A 19,219-nucleotide genomic window follows, 5' to 3' on the forward strand; every position below is an offset into this window, starting at 1 on the left:
TGTTGGGCGTCGGCGACCCCGGGCTGAAGCCCGGGGTTAGAGGGAGTGTGGAGTGTACCGCAAAAAATGGACAGTGAGTTCCCCCCGGATTGAAATGACAGTGTGCTTGTAGTGGTCGCGTTCGCAGTCGCGCAGAGGAACCGCGGGGTGGCGCCGGGGCGGCCCTGAGCTCTCTTGGGGGCTCCAGTCGCCCCGACTGCCAGCGCGGTTCGCTGCGCGCCTTGCTCTCGCTCATATCGTTTCATGCCGCCTGCTCCATGTCATTGCCGAGACGTTTCTTCGACCAATACAGATTCTCGTGTTCCTGCGGCGTATGATAGCCCAGCGTGCTGTGCAGACGCTGATTATTGTATTCAAGTTCAATGTACTCGAAGAGGTATCGCCGGGCATCCGTCACCGACGCGAAGAGAAGTCCTTCCGGCATTTCCTTCTTCAACGTGGCAAAAAATGACTCGGCGACGGCGTTATCCCAGCAATCACCCTTCCTGCTCATGCTCTGAATGCTGCCGTAAGGGCGCAGGGCACTGCGGAATCCCTCGCAGCAGTATTGCACACCGCGATCAGAATGCACGATAAGCCCCGCACGTATGCTTCGCGTCCAAGCCGCGCGTTTGAACGCGGTCACAACCATTGTATGGCGCAACGATGTGCTGACCTCCCAGCCGACGATCTTCCGGGAAAACAGGTCGATAAACACGCACAAGTACAACCATCCGGAGGTGCTGCGCAAATACGTGATATCACTCACCCACACCGTATCAGGTGCATCGACCGAAAACTGGCGTTCGAGCATATTTGGCGAGACAGTATACGAATGCTTCGAATCTGTCGTGGTAATGAAACGGCGACGATGCTTGACCTTCAATCCCTGCCGACGCATGCTGGCCGCCACGCGGCTCCGCCCGCACGCGAAACCGCGCTTGCGTAATGCTTTGACGAGACGACGTACGCCGTAGCTGGATTTCCTGCGCAGGAATTCCTCCCGGACCGCCATATCGAAGGCTGCGGTGCGCTCGGCGCGTGCATGCTCGCCACGACGACGCCATGCATAATAGCCTGAGCACGATACGTTGAGCACGCTGGCCATCCTTTCGATGCTAAACTCGTTCCGATATGCGTTCATAAACCGGAACCGGGCTTCGTGGGTAGCGAGAAGATGGCCACTGCTTTTTTTAATATTTCGCGCTCCTGACGGAGAATCTCGTTCTCTCGACGAAGACGATGCAGTTCAGAATCACTGGCGGGAAGATTTCCGTTGCCGGGAAAGGCCTCTGACTTCTGTGTCAGAAGCTGACGGCGCCAGGTGCGTATCGCACCATCATAGAGGTCGAACTCCTCCTCAAGCGCGGAGTCGGGTCGATCGGTGCTGTCAGCCAACTCGATCACGGATCGTTTGAATGCAGCATCATATTTCTTGTGGGTTCGTTTTACCATGACAGAGTCTCCGGTGATTTTTGAAAAGGTAACCGGGGGGAACTCTCTGTGCAATTTCTTCGGGACACTCCAGTGTCGCCCTTCGGGCTGTGGCCTCTTTGCCGACCCCAGGCTGAAGCCCGGGGTTAGAGGGAGTGTCGCCCTTCGGGCTGTGGCCTCTTTGCCGACCCCAGGCTGAAGCCCGGGGTTAGAGGAAGTGTCGCCCTTCGGGCTTTTCACTCTTCACTTCACACGGTGTCGTCAACCTCAGTGTGCCCACCAACGCCGTACATTGGTCCGTTTCGTGTGATGAATTGAGGTATCTGTGGTTTCGGCTACGATCAGGGGCCGGCCTAAACAGGGATTATCAGTCCTTATCCATCGATGTCATTTACAAGGATGCGACAGCACGGATATTGCTTAAAAATGCAATGTCGGCAGAGCAGTTCCGCTACTGCGGAAAAGCATGATCCTCTCCGTAACGCGATCAGAGAGCCACTTACACAAGATGTCATTACCAGGGAGGTTATTTCATCAACACCATTTTACCTGTCTGATGGCCGTATGGTGTTTCCAGAGGTGAACGCAGGTCCCAGGGTAACTCTTCCGCGACCTCCTTACTTAACCTGTTGACGATAGCCGCGTTTGACGATTGCATAGGAGTTAACGTGGCCGCAAGCGAGAACCATATGACCGGCCGTGGCAATACTATGCGTGAAGATTCCGTTGGGATCCGGAGGCAGCACTGAGGCAAACGTACTTCCGTTGAAATGAATTACCTCGCCTTGCTGAACGAAAATGCAAACATCATTGAGGGCCGTGCCCCGGATTCCTGTTATGCAGTTCTCCGGAGACAGCACGGGCAGCCACTTCCCGTCGGAATTACGGAACAGTCGTCCGCAACCGCCCGAATACCAGGTGCCGTGCATGCCCCAGACGCTGATCTGTTCGTGGGAAACGGACTCCACCAGCTCGGATATTCTCCCGTTCTCCATGCGGATCAGATATCCAGGCCTGCCGCTGTGCATGTCGGGATCGGTTACGGCAATGTATGTCGTCCCGCCCCATCCCCAGATGTCCCTGTTCCAGGCCGTCGTTTCCAAGCCCATCTGCGTATGCTTCTGACCATCCCAATGGATGATCGATCCGTTGTTCCCGACAGAATACACATTGTCCGCCCGGTCACCCCAGATTTTATATACCCCTCCTGCGCGGCCGATAGGAGTGAGGTTGTAGCCCTGCCATTGGGATCCGTTCCAATGACGAGCATTCACCCACATATCATCCCGAGCGAGGCAGAATACCGCGAAAAGCTCGGAAAACGCGCTTGCGCCCTGGAAAAATGGATCGATCCTGACCAGCGTCCATTTCCTCCCGTCCCAGTGCGCGGCATTAGCCGTCATTTTCCAGTCCACTTTCCCCGTGCTGTCATAGTGGTAGAAATATCCCACCGCCCAGGCATCGTCCTCCGCGAGGCAGAAGACGTCGTTAACCCTCGAGAGTTTGCCTCCGAGCGTGTCGTTTTGCCAGATGTAGGAATGGCTCTTCGTATCCCCCGGATCGGGCTCCGGCGGTATCGGCACGACGGCGTCCTCGTCGCACCCCGTTACGCACGAACAGAGAAGCGCAAACAACACGGATAGCAACATCACACGCATGGCAACCCTCTTGCTTAGTACAGTACCTCATGATCAATTCACGGCCGTCGTCCACTCCCGCGAAACGCACCGACACTTCCAACCCGTAGTAGGCGACCGACAACTCCTTATTCTATTCGCAGATGTATTGTATGAAAATACTTTTACAATATCACGATCTGGAGGCCTGGTTATAAGGAATTTCAAAAAAATATTTAGCAGCAGACGCGTCTGATCAGTAGCACACAGTACGCTCTCGATGATTACGCATCATAGATGACATCATGGATGACGTTGGGTTGTTGATTCGTCATGGGCTAGCTTGACAAAGCAAAGCCCTTGCACCCTCGGGTGCGGTCTTTTCCGGACGGGGTTGTTGCATGTGCCTCTCTTCCGTTGCACCGGAAGAGAGGTTTTTTGATGTGAGTACAGTTTCTCGGTTGTCCTTCCGCGACCTCCTTATTGGACTGGCTGGCGATAGCCGCGCTTGACCACGGCATATTGATTCAGATGGCCGACGGCGAGAACCATCCGGTCTACTACCGCAATGCGGCTCGTGAAAAAGCCAAGTGTTTCTTCGTCCAACACCGTTGCGAAAGTACTTCCGTTGTAATGAATGACCTCGCCTTGCTGAACGAAAATACAAACATCATTGAGCGCCGTGCCACGGATGCCGGTAATGCAGTTTTCCGGAGACAGCACGGGCAGCCACTTCCCGTCGGAATTACGGAACAACCGACCGCAACCGCCCGAATACCAGGTGCCGTTCATGCCCCAGACGCTGATCTGCTCGTGGGAAACGGACTCCACCAGCCCGGTGATTTTCCCGTTCTCCATGCGGATCAGATATCCACGCCTGCCGCTGTGCAGGTCGGGATCGGTTACGGCAATGTATGTCGTCCCGCCCCATCCCCAAATGTCCCTGTTCCAGGCCGTCGTTTCCAAGCCCATCTGCGTATGCTTCTGACCATCCCAATGGATGATCGAACCGTTGTTCCCGACAGAATACACATTGTCCGCCCGGTCACCCCAGATTTTATACGTCCCACCAGCACGGCCAAGAGGGGTGAGATTGTAAACTTCCCACGCCACGCCATTCCAGTGGAATGAGCCCGCCCACACATCGTCAATTCCGAGGCAATAGACGGCACGAACCTCCCCGAATGAAAATCCCCCCTGGAATGTGGGGTTAATCCTCACCAGCGTCCATTTTATCCCGTCCCAGTGTGCGGCATTTGCCGTCTTTTTCCAGTCCACTTTCCCCGTGCTGTCATAGTGGTAGAAATATCCCACCGCCCAGGCGTCGTCCTCCGCGAGGCAGAACACGTCGTTAACCCTCGAGAGTTTGCCTCCGAGCGTGTCGTTTTGCCAGATATAGGAATGGCTCGTCGTATCCCCCGGGTCGGGCTCCGGCGGTATCGGCACGACGGCGTCCTCGTCGCATCCCGTTACGCACGAACAGAGAATCGCAAACAACACGGATAGCAACATCACACGCATGGCAACCCTCTTGCTTAGTACAGTACCTCATGATCAATTCACGGCCGTCGTCCACCCCCGCGAAACGCACCGACACCTCCAACCCGTAGTAGGCGACCGACAACTCCTTATTATATTCGCATCCGAATTGTGCGAGAATACATTCACAAAATCAAGATCCGCATGCCTGGTTATGAAACACTGGTTTTGAAACTATCTTCTGATTTCGCCATTGCAGGACCTGAGACACGGGAAGGAAGCACAATTTCCTCCTCGCTGCAGAAGGCTCATTGAATCGCGAAACGAGAACGGCACCCTCTTGTCACTTTGCGTCTCTGCTTCTCTGCGACCTTGCGTTCCATTCCTCTGAAGTCAGAAGAGAATGCAACGCAAAGACGCCAAGGTGCAGAGACGCAAAGAATGTCTATTCACACGATCCCTGTCGTTTCGTGAAGGAATGGTCAGCCTTCGGCTGATGCGCCTGAGGCAGACTGGTGAACACACTGTTAATGACAAATTGAAGACAGTACCTGTTCTCTACGTGCTTTACGGAAAGAATCATCCTTCGAGACGCCGCCATGCAAACGCAGTTCAATACGAACGATCAAGACGTGGCGGCTCCTGTTAATGACATCTGGAGGACCCAACCTACATACACCGAGAAATCCGAACGCCGCACTTCGACTCCGCACCGCGTGGACCTTGTTCTTCGATCCCAAATTTTGCTGCGGTGCTTCGCTCAGTGTGACGGTACTTGTGAATGCACGAAGAAGCTGATGTCACCCACGAAATGGACCGGTGTATCCGCCTGAGGCGGATAGGTGGGCACACTCAGGATGACGAGCTTGGCTGGCACGCACTGGTCAAAGATGTCACTTACGAAATGGACCGGTGTACGCGCCTGTAGAAACACTCAGGATGAGGGTGATCTGACTCAGGATGAGACTCCGTGTTCATGCAGCACAATGAAAACGGAATGAAACCGAAAGCCGCATGCCATTGCGTTGAATCGCTACGCTTCGCACATTGAATCCACGTACTATTTTGTGGTTTGCCGTATGGAAGAACATCCATTTTCCGAGCGTTTCGAGAAACTCGCCACAGCGACACGGTCGTTTGATATCGAATTTTGGCAGTCGCAGGGAAGTGAAGCGATCTTCAACGCCGCGATGGATATGATTCGCGATTATTACTTGCTGAGAGGTGAGGATGCTGACGAGTTCAGAATTCAAAGAACTGTTGAGCATTTTTTCAGATCATAAGGTATGCTTTCTCATTGTCGGCGGATATGCCGTGATGAAGTACTCCGAACCTCGGCTCACGAAGAATCTGGATCTTTGTTTAGCAATGAGAGATCGCAGCGCTTATGTCCGCACATGAAAGCCCGCCATCACTGGAATTCGTTTTCCAGGCTTCTATCCTTCCCCTCGAAGGAGGCACGATCAATCATTGTCTTCCTCTGCCGGATCACGTCGGGGAAGCGTACCGCGCGGCCGGAGTGCGGCGGGTCATCGCCACGCTCAATGGCCATGCGTGCCGCCGGGCAATCATGAACAGGGCGGACGGCTCGCGCATGCTTGTGCTCGGCCTGCCGCTGCTCAAGGACATCGGCGCCGTGAGCGGCGATACCGTCTCCGTATACATCGAACCCGATCCCGATCCGGATTTTGTGGAGATATGCGAAGAATTCGTAGAGGTGCTCGAGCAGGACGATGCCGCCGCCGCCCGCTTCTATTCCATGACGCGGGGTATGCAGCGCTCGCTCGCACTGTACGTCAACACGGCGAAACGTTCCGAAACCCGTATCAAGCGTGCGCTGGAACTCGCGCTGAAACTGCGCAGCAACACACTGCATGGCGATACGCAGAAAAATCGGGAAAAATAATTCGTCACGTCGGGTGTACGCTCTTCGGCGGAGGTTGCTCATGACATACTGGTGTCTGGACCTGTGAATTCCGTGAAGGACGAACGTTGCTCCTTCGACTCCGTGCCCGTGAACGTCCGTACATACATCACACATCCTGCTGCGGTCAGCCTCAGGCTGATCAGGATGACGGAATCTGCTTGCACCGCTCCACACGCATGTCACATTCGATATTAACCGGTGTCCGCCTGGGTGGAATGGTTAGCTGACTCAGGGACCGCCCTTTTTCATTGGTTTGACATGCATTTGTACCGCGGAGTATCTTGATTGGATGAAGAAGCTGACCAATCTCCTGCCGCTTCGATACAAAGGTTTCATTCTTGCGGCTTCAGGTTTTGTTGCTTTGCTCTTGTTTACAGGAGCGATGTACGCGCTCTTTCGGGAGCAGGAACCCGTTACCCCTTCGGCTGCTCCGGTAGCGGCCGCTCCGGAACTGCCGCAGTTGGTGGAGGATCCCGCCGCCCATGGCCTGACGGAAATCAACGGGAGAATCGGAACAGGTCAACCGTTCATTACCGCCCTGCTCGACGCGGGTCTCGACCGGGCGCTGTGCGACACGGTGCAGAAGCATCTCGAAGGCGCGGCGTTCAATTTCCGTCAGTGTATGCCGGGACAGGCGTTCACGGCTCAGGTGGATTCCGCCGGAGCTCTGCGCGCATTTCGCTATGAGGTGGGAAAGCTGCTCAGCTACTGGATTGTCCGCGACAATGCGGGCACCCTCTCCGCCAGCCGATGGGAAACTCCTGTAGAGACGCAGCTCGTTGCGATAGAAGGCGATATCCATACCTCCGTGTATCACACCATTCTCTCCATGGGAGAAAAACCGCAGCTTGTCGCGGATTACGCCGATGTGCTGGGCTATGACATAGACTTCATTTTCGATCCGCGCGTGGGTGACCGTTTCAGTGTACTCGTTGAAAAGGAATTGCTCGACGGGGAGATCGTGGGCTACGGCCGCATACTCGCCGCGAGCTACAACGGCGAGATAACAGGGGAGGTACGGGGGTACTATTTCAATGCCGACAGCACGCTCGAGGGCTGGTTCGCACCCGATGGCGAGAACCTCCAGAAGGCCTTCATGCGAAGTCCGCTCAGTATTCTTCGCGTAACCAGCAGCTTCGGTATGCGCACGCACCCCATTTCCGGGCGCAGGAAAATGCATACCGGCATCGATTACGCAGCTCCGACCGGCACGCCGGTGTGGTCGGTGGGCTCGGGAACCGTGGTCTTTACCGGCTGGAAAGGCGGCTATGGCAAAACGATCGAAGTGAAGCATGCGGGAGGCGTTAAAACCCGCTACGGACATCTCTCGCGCATCAACGTGAAAGTCGGCCAGCGTGTGCGTCAGCATCAGACCATCGGCGCCGTCGGGAGCACCGGATACTCCACCGGCCCGCATCTGCACTTCGAGTATCTCGTGGGAGGTCAGTTCGTGCCGCCGCGCAAAGTGAAGAATCCGTCGCTCAAGCGCCTCCCCGCCGAACGCATGACCGCGTTTTCGGAGCACATGCGCCAGGTGGACAGTCTCTGGAATGCCGCGCACAAGGTCAGCTCCCGTGATCGCCGCATAGCTGTGGCGGGCGCGTCCGTTTCATCACGGCGCGGCTGACGCTCCGGTTTCAGGCGTGTCGCACTCTCCCCCCGATACAGTCTCCGGATACACTTGCGTGGATACGCAGGGAAGCCGAGGCCGTATACGCAACATCGGCGGATGCGCGCCGTATCAGCACTATTGCGATCCTCCTTCGCATGTTTTCGGTTTTCCAACTCCAGGTTTCGTTTCCCACATTCTCGTCTCACGCACTTGAGGACAAGCCATGAAGCTCCGATACCTCTTCATCATTGCCTTTCTGCTCCCCTTCGTTTCCCATGCGCAAATCACACCTGGCGACAATCTGGAAGTGCGCGGTGTTCCCCCCATACCGAAAGCGCTCGTTGAGCGGACGCTTCAATATCAGAACGTCCGCGCCGCATCGGTGTCCGACTGGGACGCCTCGGGCAAAGGCCTGTACATCAGCACGCGCTTCGGCAATACCGCGCAGGTGCATCATGTGGCCGCACCAGGGGCCGCGCGAAGGCAGATTACGTTTTTCGAGGAGCCGGTTGGCGGACTCAGCGTGGACAGACGCAAGGGTCGGCAGGGTTTTACGTTTACCCGTGACATCGGTGGCGGAGAATTCTATCAGATTTACTATTTCGATCAGCAGACCGGGACGGCGGCACTGCTCACGGACGGAAAGAGCAGGAATTCCGGTGCGTACTGGACCAAAGCGGGCGACAAGTTCTGTTACGCCAGCAATCGTCGTAACGGCAAGGATACCGATGTGTGGATCATGGATCCGGAAGAGCGCGACAAGACCTGGGTGCTGACCGAACGTGAGGGCTCCTGGTATCCCTCGGCCTGGTCGCCCGACGGCAGGCAGCTCGTGGTGACGCAGTATGTATCGGCGAATAAAAGTCTTCCTTACATCGTCGATCTCGCGACAAAGAACATGACCCCGTTGTTCCGGGAAAATGACGGCGATGTCTCCTACAGTGATTTCAACTGGGCGCCCAATGGTACAACGATATACTTCACGGCGGACATCGAACGTGAATTTCAGACGCTCTATGCGTACGATGTTGCGAAGCGCAGCACCCGTTGCGTACTTCCGGAATTGCAATGGAATATTGAACGAGTTTCTCTTTCGGACGATGGCGCCTACATGGCATTCACGCTCAACGAAGACGGCATCAGTACCTTGCGCATTGTGCGTCTTCCCTCGATGAAAGCTGTGAAAACCGCGCCGTTACCTGTCGGATTGATTGGCGGACTCGATTTCTCTCCGGACAGCAAGCGTCTCGCCCTCAGCATCAGCGCGGCGAACAGTCCCACGGATGTGTATGTACTTTCTCTTCCCAAAGGCAATCTCACCCGCTGGACCTTCAGCGAAGTCGGCGGCTTGAATACGGAGAATTTTGTCGTCCCGAAGCTGATTCACTATCCGACCTTTGACAAGGTGGACGGGAAGCCCCGGCTGATCCCCGCCTTCGTGTCCATGCCGAAGGAGGCAAAGGGCAAGATGCCTGTGATCATCGATATTCACGGTGGTCCCGAAGGGCAGTCGCGACCTTCTTTCTCAACCACAGAGCAGTACTGGGTCAATGAGCTGGGCTGCGTCGTGATCAGTCCGAATGTGCGCGGCTCGACGGGCTATGGCAAAACGTATCTCGCGCTGGACAATGGTTTCAACCGCGAGCATTCAGTGCAGGACATCGGTGCGCTGCTGGATTGGATCGCAACGCAACCGGAGCTGGACAAGGACAGAGTCGCGGTGCTGGGCGGATCGTATGGAGGCTACATGGTGCTCGCCGCGCTGACGACGTATCCCGACCGCATCAAATGCGGCGTGGATGTGGTGGGCATTTCCAATTTTGTCACCTTCCTCGAAAACACGCAGAGTTATCGCCGCGACCTCCGGCGCGTGGAGTACGGCGACGAGCGCGACCCGGCCATGCGGGAGTTTCTGCTCCGTATTTCACCGACCACCAATGCCGGAAAGATTCGTTCGCCGCTGTTCGTGGCTCAGGGCGAGAACGATCCCCGCGTTCCCGCCAGTGAAGCGCGGCAGATCATCAATGCCGTGCAGGCGAATGGCGTGCCGGTCTGGAGTCTCTTCGCCAAGGACGAAGGGCATGGCTTCTCGAAGAAGAACAATCGCGACTACTTCACCTGGGCGACGATACTGTTCTTTGAGGAATTTCTTTTGAAGAACTGAAACGTTAAACGTTAAAGGTTACACGTTAAACGACAGGAAGGACTGAATAAGCGGCCATCATGCGGGCACGGTGAGGAGGGCTTGTGCGTTTGCCGGAGATTCAGGAAGTTCCGGTATGGAAAATGAACGCAGTCTGATACGGGCAGCCGGGACAGTCATCGCCGAGCGCTTCGGTATGGAAACGGCGATGGATGCGTCGTCGGAGGACATGTCCGCCTTTCGCGATGCGTTGATCGCGCGCATTCAGTGGTTACTGGATACGCAGCTCGAGCGGCTGATGCACATCCTGTATCGCGTCGATGTTGACGAACATGCCGTTCAGCGCATTTTCCGGACCTCGCCGGTCCAGGACATCGCGACGACTCTTGCGGACCTGATCATCGAGCGGCAGTTGGAAAAGGCCCGAACACGGGCGCGGTACGCCTCGGGACGCTGAACACTCCCGCGACGGGCACTGGAAATACAATCGGGTGAAGATGCCGTACATCTTCACCCGATTTTTGTGTTCATTCCAAACTCTTTAAGCTGCTACTGAATCTGTCCCCGGATTTCTCCTGCGGGATTGGCCGTCGTATGCACATTGACATAGGTGTTACCTGCGGCCATTGCGCTGACAAGGTTGGCAATCGAGGATCCGAGCATTGGACCGACGAGGTTGGATGCTGTGATAGTCCCTGAAGCCAGAATGCCGTTCACCGGCCCGGCGGGTGCCGCCGCCGGGGGGCTGGAAGGATAGAGCCATACAACAACGGGCCCATTGAGGCCTGCGGGAGCAAGATGGATATGTGCCTGGGTGACATTCACGATGTTTGCGACAATCAGCTGATAGCTGATGGACATGCCATCTGCGCTGACGCGAAAGATGGCCTGCCCCGTCGCGGAGTTGGTTGGACCACTCAGGTGCGACACGAAGACGGATGTCTGCTTCTGCAATCCTCCGTTCTCCGGGGCAGCTTGTGATTCGGGTGCTGCGGGTTCGTCGCTGCAAGACGATATCGCCAGCATGAGAGCGAGCGAGAGCATGAGTTGAGGGATGCGCTTCATATCTATACCTCCAAACGAATTTGACAGAATGCACTGTCACCACCGTCTGGTATTTCCAGGGTGGTGTCACAAGGACTCGTTGTTCCGCTGTCCTGTTGCAAGCATTGGAAGCCCGGAGTTGCCGACTTTCGTCGTCACGACCACGCCGTGTCTGTTTGCGTACGGGAGTGGGGTGAACATACTACAGAATGTGCAATCCCTCTGTGACCCAGGTCACAGAAGGGGAAGAAAGATGCGTGTGGCATCATACACCGTAAAAATCGCCGTAATTGCGACGGGAGACATTGCTGCAGCACTTCGCTTTCAGGAAATGACGAAATGGTGGCGGCAGATGGGTGCCAGGATGCACAGTGAGGAATGATGACGATCCCGTTCGTCAACTTCATACGGAGGAGTGATTTTCAAAGTCAGGGCGGGAAAAAACACAACAGAGACTGCACCGCAACGCGGCCGGGAGCCGACGTCTTCGTCTTCGTCCAGGGAAGGCTGACTCTATGGTCGGACACGGATTCAGGTCGCGGCGATTTTCTCCTCTACCGATCTGACTTTATCCGCCATGGACTGTTCGCGGTCGGTGCGGGTGCCGTATTTGAGCATGCAGGAGATGCGCGGCGCTCCCATTTCATGCACCACTTCCTGACATCGTTTGATCGCGGCGAACACCGCATCCCATTCCCCTTCGATATTGGTGCCGTAGGCGTGGAGCTGAATGGTCAGGCCCGCGTCGCGTAAAATGCGTTCGCATTCCGCGATATACTTTGAGACGGAGAGTCCCACACCGATGGGGACTACTGTAAAATCAGCTATGACGTGCATGATGGTGTTCCGTTTCCTTAATGTTCTGTGTGCTGACTCGTACAGGCGTAGCTTCCGGCGATGATCGTATTCGTGCGGCCGGAGTGATTTGCGGCGTACGCGGTTGTACGTGTCACTGCTCGGCACTCACCTTTTCGAAGTACTTCCGTATCAGCGTTTCGTAGTCCCGACTGTACCCTTCGTTGACGGCGCGTTGGAGATCGCGCTGCAATCCTTTTTCCGGATTCAGTTGCGACGGGTCGATTTGTCCGGGACCGCGGCGTGCCACATCCTGTCCTGTCCGCGAACGACGCTGTTTCTCCCAGTCGCGCTCGCGCGTCGAGCGCGATGCGTCGAGCAGGCGGGAGAGAATGCGTTCCTGTTTCTGTATGGTGTTGGGGTTGACATTGTTCTGCTGCATGTCGTGCACAACTTCCTGCATTTCCTGGGCGACGCGTTCCAGATCGCCAAGAATGCGTTTTCCTTCCTCGCTCTTTTTGGCTTCCTTGTTCAGTTCTTCAACCGTTTTCTGCACCGCTTGCTGTTGCACCATCAGCCGCTGCATCTGCTGCATTTGCTGTTGCGACATGCCGCCCTGCTGAGGCATGGGCATGCCCTGATTGATGCTCATCTGCTGTTGCGCGGCCTGGCGGAGTTGCTGCATCATCGAACCGCCCTGAGAGCTTCCGGATTGCGACGACGACTGCATGCCCTTGGAGATTTGGCGTGCGGCTTCGTTCAGTTCCGCCATGGCGCCGCCCTGCTGCTGTCCTCCGGAGCGCTTGTCACGATTCTGCATGCTTTGCATGGCTTGCTTCATTTGCTGCATCGCCTTGCCCAGGTGTTCGGCCATTTGCTGATTGACGGCGAAGGTTTTTTTCGCAAGTTCCATCAGTTCATTGCCGGTCTGGTCGAGTTGCTCCATGAGCTGGGACTGTTCGCGCAGCGCTTCGCGGTATTGCGGGGAATTTTCCGGGAGGTTCGCGACGCGGTTTTTCAGATCCTCCTGTTTCTTGGAGAGTTCCAGCGTTTCCTTGAGCGCCTTCTGGAAGCCGCGCTGTACCATTTTCTGCATTTCGCTGTTCATCTTCTTCTTCACCTGGTCCATCTTTTTCTGAACCTTGCGAAGCTGCTCGGCGGTCTGCTTCTGCTGTTTGGATGCGCCCTGACAATTGCCGCCCTGGCACATGCTTGCGGAATTGCTCATCTGCTGCTGCATCTGCGACAGATTCATTTCGCTTTGGGCATCCTGCATCTCGTTGAGCGGCATTTCCTGCGGGAATTCCTCCATCTTTTTCTGCAGCTCGGCCATCTCGCGCTGCATGGCGTCCATTTCCTTCTGCAGCTCGCGCTGTTCCTGCGCGAGTTTGTCGAGCTCCTGCTGATTGGACGGATCCGCCTTTTCGGTACGGTTGGCAAGGTCTTCCTGCTTGTCGGCGAGATCCTTGGACCGCTTGGTCAGTTCATCCACTTTTTGTTCGATCTGCAGACGTTTGAGCAAGTCGATAGTGCGGTCGATGCTGCGGCGGAAATTCTCTTCATTGAAGGTGAATTTTTCCATCGCCTCGCGCATTTGCTCCGGGGTCATTTGCTTCATCAACTCGTTCATGCGTTTCATATTTTCTCGGAGTTCCGGAGCGTCCACCTCGCGCATGAGCTGTTCGAGTTCTTCGTACTTCTTGAGCGTCTCTTCGGAGAGGATGTTTTGCTTCTGCATATCCTGCTTGAGTTCGCTCATTTGCTCATTGACTTTCTGCACTTCCTTGAGCATCTGTTCCTGGCGTTGCATCAGCTCTTCGACTTTTTTCTGCTGCTGCCAGCTCAGTTTTTCCGCGTTCTGCTGCTTGAGCTCCTGCTGGAGTTTCTCCATTTCGCTCTGTACTTCCTGCGCCGCCTTCGCGGTTTCCTGCAAATCTTCGATGGCCTTGTTCTGCTCGCTGTCGGCACGCGCAAAGACTTCCTCCAGCGAGGGCAGCCGCAGAGAGTAAACCTGACTGCGTCCGACCTTGGGCCCGTTGACATTGTCGTTGTCGTAGATTTCCACATAATAGCTCACGACGTCTTCCGGTACGAGACTCAAAGACGTCAGATTCCAGATATACGGCACCTGCATATCCAGTTCTCTCGCGGACGGGAGCGGAATCGGTATGCTTGTGTATTCTTCCTGCGGCCGTTCGTAGCGTGAGGCGGCGAGTCGGTATTTCAGGACAAGTTTCGAGAAGCCGTAATCATCACCGATGCGCATGGCCATACGAAGGCGCATGCTTTCATCTATGTTCACATTGGCACCCGGCTCGAGGATCTCGACAGTCGGGGGGGCATCGGTGGTGACCTTTATCATGTACTCGATGGGGCTGGCATTGGGGATTCCGCCTTCGTCCATGAGCCGCACGTGCCAGGAATTATCCTTACGCAGCGTAAACTCTCCTGCCGCTCTGCTGCCCTGAGCCCGCACCGGTACCTCGCTGCTATCTGCGAACACCAGGGCGGCCTGGCGCACTTCCTTGTTCAGCGCCATTTCCACCGAAACTTTCGTTCCGGGTAATCCGGTGATATCCCCGACGTTTTCATCGAGGTATTTCGGCGGGATACGCGTATATGACGGGAAGGTCAGCTTCACCCGCAGGGAGCGCACGAACGGGCGATCCACCACATTGATCGAGAATTGGCGGCTTCGGTAGCCCGCGGCTTCCGCATAGTAGGTCAGCGAACTGCGAAGGCCTTCGATGACGTAGACGGAGCGTCCGCTGCTGTCGCGCAGCGCGGCGACCTGATCGAAGGTTTCCTGTCCCTCCTGACGAAGATAGAAGCTGATTTCCTGACGGTTCGGCGAAGTTGTTGTGGCGGTAAGCTCGATGCGTTCACCCTTGACGGCATCCATGTCGCCGGGCGTCACACGGAATTCGAAGGGAGCGGGTGGGGCGAAGTCCGTACGGAATTGCAGGATGCGACCTGCGGCCGTGAACAGGGAGGATGGCAACAGAAGGGCGAACGCGATACAGAAAAGCAGCACTCCCGCGCTCATTCGCAGCGCGGTGCGAAGAGGTTTGGTGTCGAGGACCGACGCGAGATTCAACTTCTCGAAGGTGTCCGCAACGTCACGGAATCCGGCATCAACGAGTGCGGGTGAGAAGGCGGGTTGCGTTTCGGCGTGCATGCTCCTGTACACCTGCATGGCGTCGAGCAAGCGGTCGCGCACATGCGGAAAGTGCGAGCCGACCTGCAGCGCGACGGTGTCGTCGCTCTTTCGGCGCGAGGGTGAGAAGCGATCACGCAGTGCCGGTCCGGCAAGAAACGTAATCGCCGCGACAGCGGAGAGCACGGATACGGCGAAGAGTATGGTGCGTGCCTCTATGCCGAACCAGAGTATGGCTTCGAGAGCGCTGACGACGAAGCCCAGGAGCATCAGAGCCGATCCGGCGAGCAACACACCGCGGAGCGTGCTGTTGCGTTCCTCGCTGTTTCTGAGGGAACGCAGGGCTCCCAGGATACGATTGTACTGCACGAGATTTGATGTATCCGTCATATCATTGCCTTTCTACTGCGTCAACGCATACACGATGATATTCAGCCCCATCTGCAGCGCTTTTTCCCGCACATCCTCGGGATTATTGTGTACATCCGGATCGGCCCAGCCATCCGCCAGGTTGCTCTCGAACGTGTAGAAGAGAACGAGGCGCCCTTCATGGAACACGCCGAAGCCCTGCGGCGGCTTTTTATCATGCTCGTGAATCTTCGGCAAGCCATTGGAGAAGGTGAAATGCGCACGGTAGATCGGATGATCGAAGGGTAATTCGATGAGCTGCTTGTCGGGAAATACTTTTCTGAGTTCGCGTCGGAACGCCTTATCGAAACCATAATCGTCGTCAACGTACAGGAAGCCGCCGTTTTCGAGATAATTCCTCAAATTCGCCGCTTCCCTGTCTGAAAGGTTGATGCTGCCATGACCCGTCATGAACAGGAAGGGATAGGCGAAGAGTTTCTCGCTGCCCACCTCGACGAATTCTTCTGTTTTCACCTCTATATCGATGCGTGTATGCTGCTTGAGGAAACGCAGCATATTCAGCTCGGAGGATGGGTCGTTATACCAATCACCGCCTCCGCCGTACTTCACGCGCGCAATGACGAATTTACTGGAATGCTTTTCGACGGTCTGCGCGGGCGCCCCCGACGGCAGGAGCAGCACGATGAGCGGAACGATAATCGAGCCCAGGAATATGGTGTAGCGGTATGCGACGATTGTCTTCATAGACATAAAAGTTACCATGAGACCGGTTTGCGAGCAAGGCGAATAAAATGGGACAATCAGGATGCGACTGGAACGATGAATACGGCGCGCACGAGCCGCCGCGGCGGTGAATGCTGCATGTCGAAACGTCCACCGGCGGACGGGCTTCCCGTCCGCGGGCGAAGCACGTACGATGGTCAGACGCCCAGAAGGGCTATTGTTGCCCTGCGTCGCGCTTCGGTCCGATGACACCCCGCTCCAGGTATCCTCTCAATTTTCCGCTCGATTGCATGCGATGCCTGGCCGTTTTCCTTTCCAATAGGCATTTTCGTACTTTTTTCTTTTCACACGAAAAGGAGCAAGCATGCAGCACGCCGTGATCTCACGCGAAAATCTCGAAACATGGGCCTCGTATCTGCTCGATTACTCCCTCGGAGGCATCGGGAAAACGGATGTTGTCATGATCAAGGGCGAGCATATCGCCTGGCCGCTTATCTCCGTGCTCCAGGATAAAATATTCGCGGCCGGCGGCGTGGCGGATGTCAATATTATCGCTCCGGACAATGATCGCGGAAAGGTCTGGGGTGCTTCCATTGCCCGCCATGGATCGGTGGAGCAAATTGAGCGCGTGCCGGAGTGGCACACACTTCGCTATGAGAGCATGACCAAGTACATCGAAATACTCGGCGCGGAAAATCCCTCTCTCTCTTCGGGATTACCGGAGGAAACCGCGATGGCGCTCATGCGCATGGATGAACCCTACAAGCGCATACGCCTCGGTAAACCCTGGTTGCTGACACTGTACCCCACCCAGGGTTTTGCCGACCTCGAAGGCATGTCGCTGGAGGAATACACGAACATTATCGTCAGCGCATCAACGGTGGATCCTCGTGAATTGGATCGTATCGAGGAGGAAATCTGGGCGGTGATGTCGCGGAGCAGCGTCATTCGCATCGTCACAAGGCATCCCGAGCAGGGTTCTACCCACGAATTGCGAATGAATATCGGCGGACAGCGCGTAATCAAATGCACCGGCAAGCGCAATTTCCCCGATGGCGAGGTGTTCACGAGTCCGGACGCTTCATCCGTTCAAGGCGAAATCTATGTGGACCTCCCCGTGTACAACAGCGGCAGCACCATCGAAGGAATTTTTCTGCGATTCGAGGACGGACGTATCACAGACTACACCGCGAAGGGTGGTTTCGAGACACTGAAGAAGGTGATAGAAACGGATGAGGGGTCGCATCGCCTCGGTGAGGTGGCTCTGGGTATGAACGCGGGAATACAGACAGCGCTCAAACACCCGTTGTTTGTGGAGAAAATCGGCGGTACGCTTCATATCGCCATCGGTGCCAGCTATCCGGAGTGTTATACGGACAACGGGCAGGAGGCGGGGGCGCAGGTCCAGGAGCGACTCGCCGCGGAGGGAAAACTCAACAGATCCGCCCAGCATGTTGATATCGTCACGGATTTCCGTCCGGGAGGCGCGGGTGTCGCGGTGTGTACGGACGATACGGAATTGCGCATTCGCGACAATATCTGGGTCGTCCACTAACGACGGCGCAGATACGGATCGGCTTCTCATCCCGTGGTGTTCGATTACACGATACCGTATGTCCGGTTTTTGAAATAATTGCGTAGATTTGAAATACTTCTGTACAACCGGAGGCGCGAGGTCCTCCATGCTACGCAACGGACATGCCAGTGATTGCAACGTGACAGCAGTGTAAGAGACGATTCAACGAGCCACGATACTATGGAGAACGAAGAGTACATCAGAAAGCTCGCTTCCCTGGAGGATCGCATTGCGGGGTTGCGGGAGGCCAATGAAGAATTGTTGGTTCAGCTTCAGGCCAAGGACGTCGAGTTACTTCGATTGAGAAGGGATTTGCAGGAGCGCCTGGCGGAGGCAATCTGGCGGGAGAACGATATTCAGCGGAATCAGGAGCGTTTCCGCTCCCTCGTCGCAAATCTTCCCGGTGCCGTGTATCGCTGTTCGAACGACGCATTCTGGACCATGGAGTATCTGAGCGATCAGATAGAACAATTGTCCGGATATCCCGCGGCGGATTTCATTCAGAACTGCGCTCGCAGCTATAAAAGCATTGTGCATCCTGAGGATGTGATCAAGGTCGTCAATGCGATCAGTCAGGGGGTGGAACAAAAGCGCCCGTACACAATCATCTATCGTATCAGACACAAAAACGGGACATATCGTACTGTGCACGAGCGCGGGATCGGCATTCACGCATCCGATGGTACGCTGCTTTGGCTCGACGGCGTCATTTTCGATATATCAGGCCACGAGAACGGGCTCGTCGACTGGCCGGCGCCGCAGTATTCCGATCAGCTCTGATCGTCGTTCGCGCAGGCGGCGCGGGTGTTCAGATGAATGCTCTGATCGTGTCGATGAGATCTTTCCGCTCGAACGGTTTCGAAAGGTAGGCATTGCAGCCCGCCTCGATGCAGCGCACACGGTCTGCCGGAAATGCATGCGCCGTTACGGCAATGATAGGGAGAGCGGCATGGTTCGGACTTTTACGAATTTTCATCGTCAAATCCAGTCCATTCTCGTCGCCGGGCAGCGACAGGTCCATGAGCACGAGATCGATGCCCTTGTGATTCAGAATATCCCAGGCCTCATCGGCCCAGGCCGTTGCCGTGACATCCCAGGTGTTCCGGAGCAGGACCTGGACATACTGAATGCTCTGTTCGTCGTCCTCCACGAGGAGAATCTGCTTACGTTCCGGCGTGTGCTCGTGCATTGTGCGTATGGTACAGTGAGTAGGCGGCGTGCGGAATACTGGACGCAGTATTCCTGTAGGGATAAAAAATGTACAATATATTTTTTTAACCGACAAATGGATTGTCCGTACGGCAGACGGAAGGACGGGTGCGGGCAGAGCGCCCCGCCGTACGCGTGCCTGGAGCCGTTGCGTCG

General features: G+C 55.9%; 16 protein-coding genes. 7 read left to right on the forward strand and 9 right to left on the reverse strand.

The window, feature by feature from the left end:
* Positions 1-241: 241 nt before the first annotated feature.
* The 4 genes from M5R41_15555 to M5R41_15570 form a co-directional block, all read right to left on the reverse strand.
* Entirely contained in the window at positions 242-1,123 is an 882-nt protein-coding gene (locus M5R41_15555) for an IS3 family transposase (GenBank protein ID MCZ7557814.1), read from the reverse strand.
* The gene (locus M5R41_15560; GenBank protein MCZ7557815.1) at positions 1,120-1,434 is read right to left on the reverse strand and encodes a transposase; all 315 of its coding nucleotides are present in this window, start codon (positions 1,432-1,434) and stop codon (positions 1,120-1,122) included. The genes M5R41_15555 and M5R41_15560 overlap by 4 nt, the downstream gene beginning before the upstream one ends.
* A gap of 596 nt (positions 1,435-2,030) precedes the next feature.
* Positions 2,031-3,071: a hypothetical protein gene (locus M5R41_15565; protein MCZ7557816.1), complete on the reverse strand. Its 1,041-nt coding sequence runs from the start codon at positions 3,069-3,071 to the stop codon at positions 2,031-2,033.
* A 438-nt stretch (positions 3,072-3,509) separates the two neighbouring features.
* On the reverse strand, positions 3,510-4,550 hold the full coding sequence (locus M5R41_15570; protein MCZ7557817.1) for a hypothetical protein: 1,041 nt from the start codon (positions 4,548-4,550) through the stop codon (positions 3,510-3,512).
* 1,037 nt (positions 4,551-5,587) lie between these two features.
* Here M5R41_15570 and M5R41_15575 point away from each other — a divergent pair.
* From M5R41_15575 to M5R41_15595, 5 genes are all read left to right on the forward strand, one after another.
* Entirely contained in the window at positions 5,588-5,791 is a 204-nt protein-coding gene (locus M5R41_15575; protein MCZ7557818.1) for a hypothetical protein, read from the forward strand.
* Positions 5,792-5,895: 104 nt separating this feature from the next.
* Positions 5,896-6,414, forward strand: coding sequence for a YdeI/OmpD-associated family protein (locus tag M5R41_15580; protein MCZ7557819.1), 519 nt, complete (start codon positions 5,896-5,898; stop codon positions 6,412-6,414).
* Between the two features lie 310 nt (positions 6,415-6,724).
* Positions 6,725-8,062 carry a M23 family metallopeptidase gene (locus M5R41_15585; protein MCZ7557820.1) on the forward strand — a complete coding sequence of 446 codons (1,338 nt, stop codon included), beginning with the start codon at positions 6,725-6,727 and terminating at the stop codon, positions 8,060-8,062.
* 208 nt (positions 8,063-8,270) lie between these two features.
* Positions 8,271-10,211 (forward strand): alpha/beta fold hydrolase, encoded by a 1,941-nt coding sequence (locus tag M5R41_15590; GenBank protein ID MCZ7557821.1) that lies wholly within the window; start codon positions 8,271-8,273, stop codon positions 10,209-10,211.
* 115 nt (positions 10,212-10,326) lie between these two features.
* Complete coding sequence (locus M5R41_15595; protein MCZ7557822.1) at positions 10,327-10,647, forward strand: hypothetical protein; 321 nt, start codon at positions 10,327-10,329, stop codon at positions 10,645-10,647.
* A gap of 92 nt (positions 10,648-10,739) precedes the next feature.
* Here M5R41_15595 and M5R41_15600 read toward each other — a convergent pair whose 3' ends face one another.
* The 4 genes from M5R41_15600 to M5R41_15615 form a co-directional block, all read right to left on the reverse strand.
* A complete protein-coding gene (locus M5R41_15600; GenBank protein MCZ7557823.1) occupies positions 10,740-11,255 on the reverse strand; it encodes a CHRD domain-containing protein in 516 nt (171 codons plus the stop codon).
* Positions 11,256-11,765: 510 nt separating this feature from the next.
* Positions 11,766-12,071 (reverse strand): MTH1187 family thiamine-binding protein, encoded by a 306-nt coding sequence (locus M5R41_15605; protein MCZ7557824.1) that lies wholly within the window; start codon positions 12,069-12,071, stop codon positions 11,766-11,768.
* 112 nt (positions 12,072-12,183) lie between these two features.
* A complete protein-coding gene (locus tag M5R41_15610) occupies positions 12,184-15,576 on the reverse strand; it encodes a DUF4175 family protein (GenBank protein ID MCZ7557825.1) in 3,393 nt (1,130 codons plus the stop codon).
* Between the two features lie 12 nt (positions 15,577-15,588).
* Positions 15,589-16,305 carry a DUF4159 domain-containing protein gene (locus tag M5R41_15615; GenBank protein MCZ7557826.1) on the reverse strand — a complete coding sequence of 239 codons (717 nt, stop codon included), beginning with the start codon at positions 16,303-16,305 and terminating at the stop codon, positions 15,589-15,591.
* A 337-nt stretch (positions 16,306-16,642) separates the two neighbouring features.
* Here M5R41_15615 and M5R41_15620 point away from each other — a divergent pair, with 337 nt between their 5' ends.
* Together M5R41_15620 and M5R41_15625 are read left to right on the forward strand one after the other, a co-directional pair.
* Complete coding sequence (locus M5R41_15620) at positions 16,643-17,833, forward strand: aminopeptidase (GenBank protein ID MCZ7557827.1); 1,191 nt, start codon at positions 16,643-16,645, stop codon at positions 17,831-17,833.
* A gap of 201 nt (positions 17,834-18,034) precedes the next feature.
* Positions 18,035-18,634: a PAS domain-containing protein gene (locus M5R41_15625; protein ID MCZ7557828.1), complete on the forward strand. Its 600-nt coding sequence runs from the start codon at positions 18,035-18,037 to the stop codon at positions 18,632-18,634.
* 28 nt (positions 18,635-18,662) lie between these two features.
* On the opposite strand, the gene M5R41_15630 is transcribed toward M5R41_15625, so the two are convergent.
* Positions 18,663-19,043 carry a response regulator gene (locus tag M5R41_15630; protein ID MCZ7557829.1) on the reverse strand — a complete coding sequence of 127 codons (381 nt, stop codon included), beginning with the start codon at positions 19,041-19,043 and terminating at the stop codon, positions 18,663-18,665.
* Between the last annotated feature and the right edge of the window lie 176 nt (positions 19,044-19,219).

This window comes from Bacteroidia bacterium (genome assembly GCA_027493955.1).
Classification (GTDB): Bacteria; Bacteroidota; Ignavibacteria; order SZUA-365; family SZUA-365; genus JAOSJT01.

Excerpts from the sequence above, each read along its gene's own strand:
- M5R41_15575 (MCZ7557818.1), top strand. The coding sequence starts at position 5,588 with ATGGAAGAACATCCATTTTCCGAGCGTTTCGAGAAACTCGCCACAGCG.
- M5R41_15615 (MCZ7557826.1), bottom strand. The coding sequence starts at position 16,305 with ATGTCTATGAAGACAATCGTCGCATACCGCTACACCATATTCCTGGGC.
- M5R41_15600 (MCZ7557823.1), bottom strand. The coding sequence starts at position 11,255 with ATGAAGCGCATCCCTCAACTCATGCTCTCGCTCGCTCTCATGCTGGCG.
- M5R41_15570 (MCZ7557817.1), bottom strand. The coding sequence starts at position 4,550 with ATGCGTGTGATGTTGCTATCCGTGTTGTTTGCGATTCTCTGTTCGTGC.
- M5R41_15590 (MCZ7557821.1), top strand. The coding sequence starts at position 8,271 with ATGAAGCTCCGATACCTCTTCATCATTGCCTTTCTGCTCCCCTTCGTT.
- M5R41_15565 (MCZ7557816.1), bottom strand. The coding sequence starts at position 3,071 with ATGCGTGTGATGTTGCTATCCGTGTTGTTTGCGCTTCTCTGTTCGTGC.
- M5R41_15555 (MCZ7557814.1), bottom strand. The coding sequence starts at position 1,123 with ATGAACGCATATCGGAACGAGTTTAGCATCGAAAGGATGGCCAGCGTG.
- M5R41_15620 (MCZ7557827.1), top strand. The coding sequence starts at position 16,643 with ATGCAGCACGCCGTGATCTCACGCGAAAATCTCGAAACATGGGCCTCG.
- M5R41_15580 (MCZ7557819.1), top strand. The coding sequence starts at position 5,896 with ATGTCCGCACATGAAAGCCCGCCATCACTGGAATTCGTTTTCCAGGCT.
- M5R41_15610 (MCZ7557825.1), bottom strand. The coding sequence starts at position 15,576 with ATGACGGATACATCAAATCTCGTGCAGTACAATCGTATCCTGGGAGCC.
- M5R41_15595 (MCZ7557822.1), top strand. The coding sequence starts at position 10,327 with ATGGAAAATGAACGCAGTCTGATACGGGCAGCCGGGACAGTCATCGCC.
- M5R41_15560 (MCZ7557815.1), bottom strand. The coding sequence starts at position 1,434 with ATGGTAAAACGAACCCACAAGAAATATGATGCTGCATTCAAACGATCC.
- M5R41_15585 (MCZ7557820.1), top strand. The coding sequence starts at position 6,725 with ATGAAGAAGCTGACCAATCTCCTGCCGCTTCGATACAAAGGTTTCATT.
- M5R41_15625 (MCZ7557828.1), top strand. The coding sequence starts at position 18,035 with ATGGAGAACGAAGAGTACATCAGAAAGCTCGCTTCCCTGGAGGATCGC.
- M5R41_15605 (MCZ7557824.1), bottom strand. The coding sequence starts at position 12,071 with ATGCACGTCATAGCTGATTTTACAGTAGTCCCCATCGGTGTGGGACTC.
- M5R41_15630 (MCZ7557829.1), bottom strand. The coding sequence starts at position 19,043 with ATGCACGAGCACACGCCGGAACGTAAGCAGATTCTCCTCGTGGAGGAC.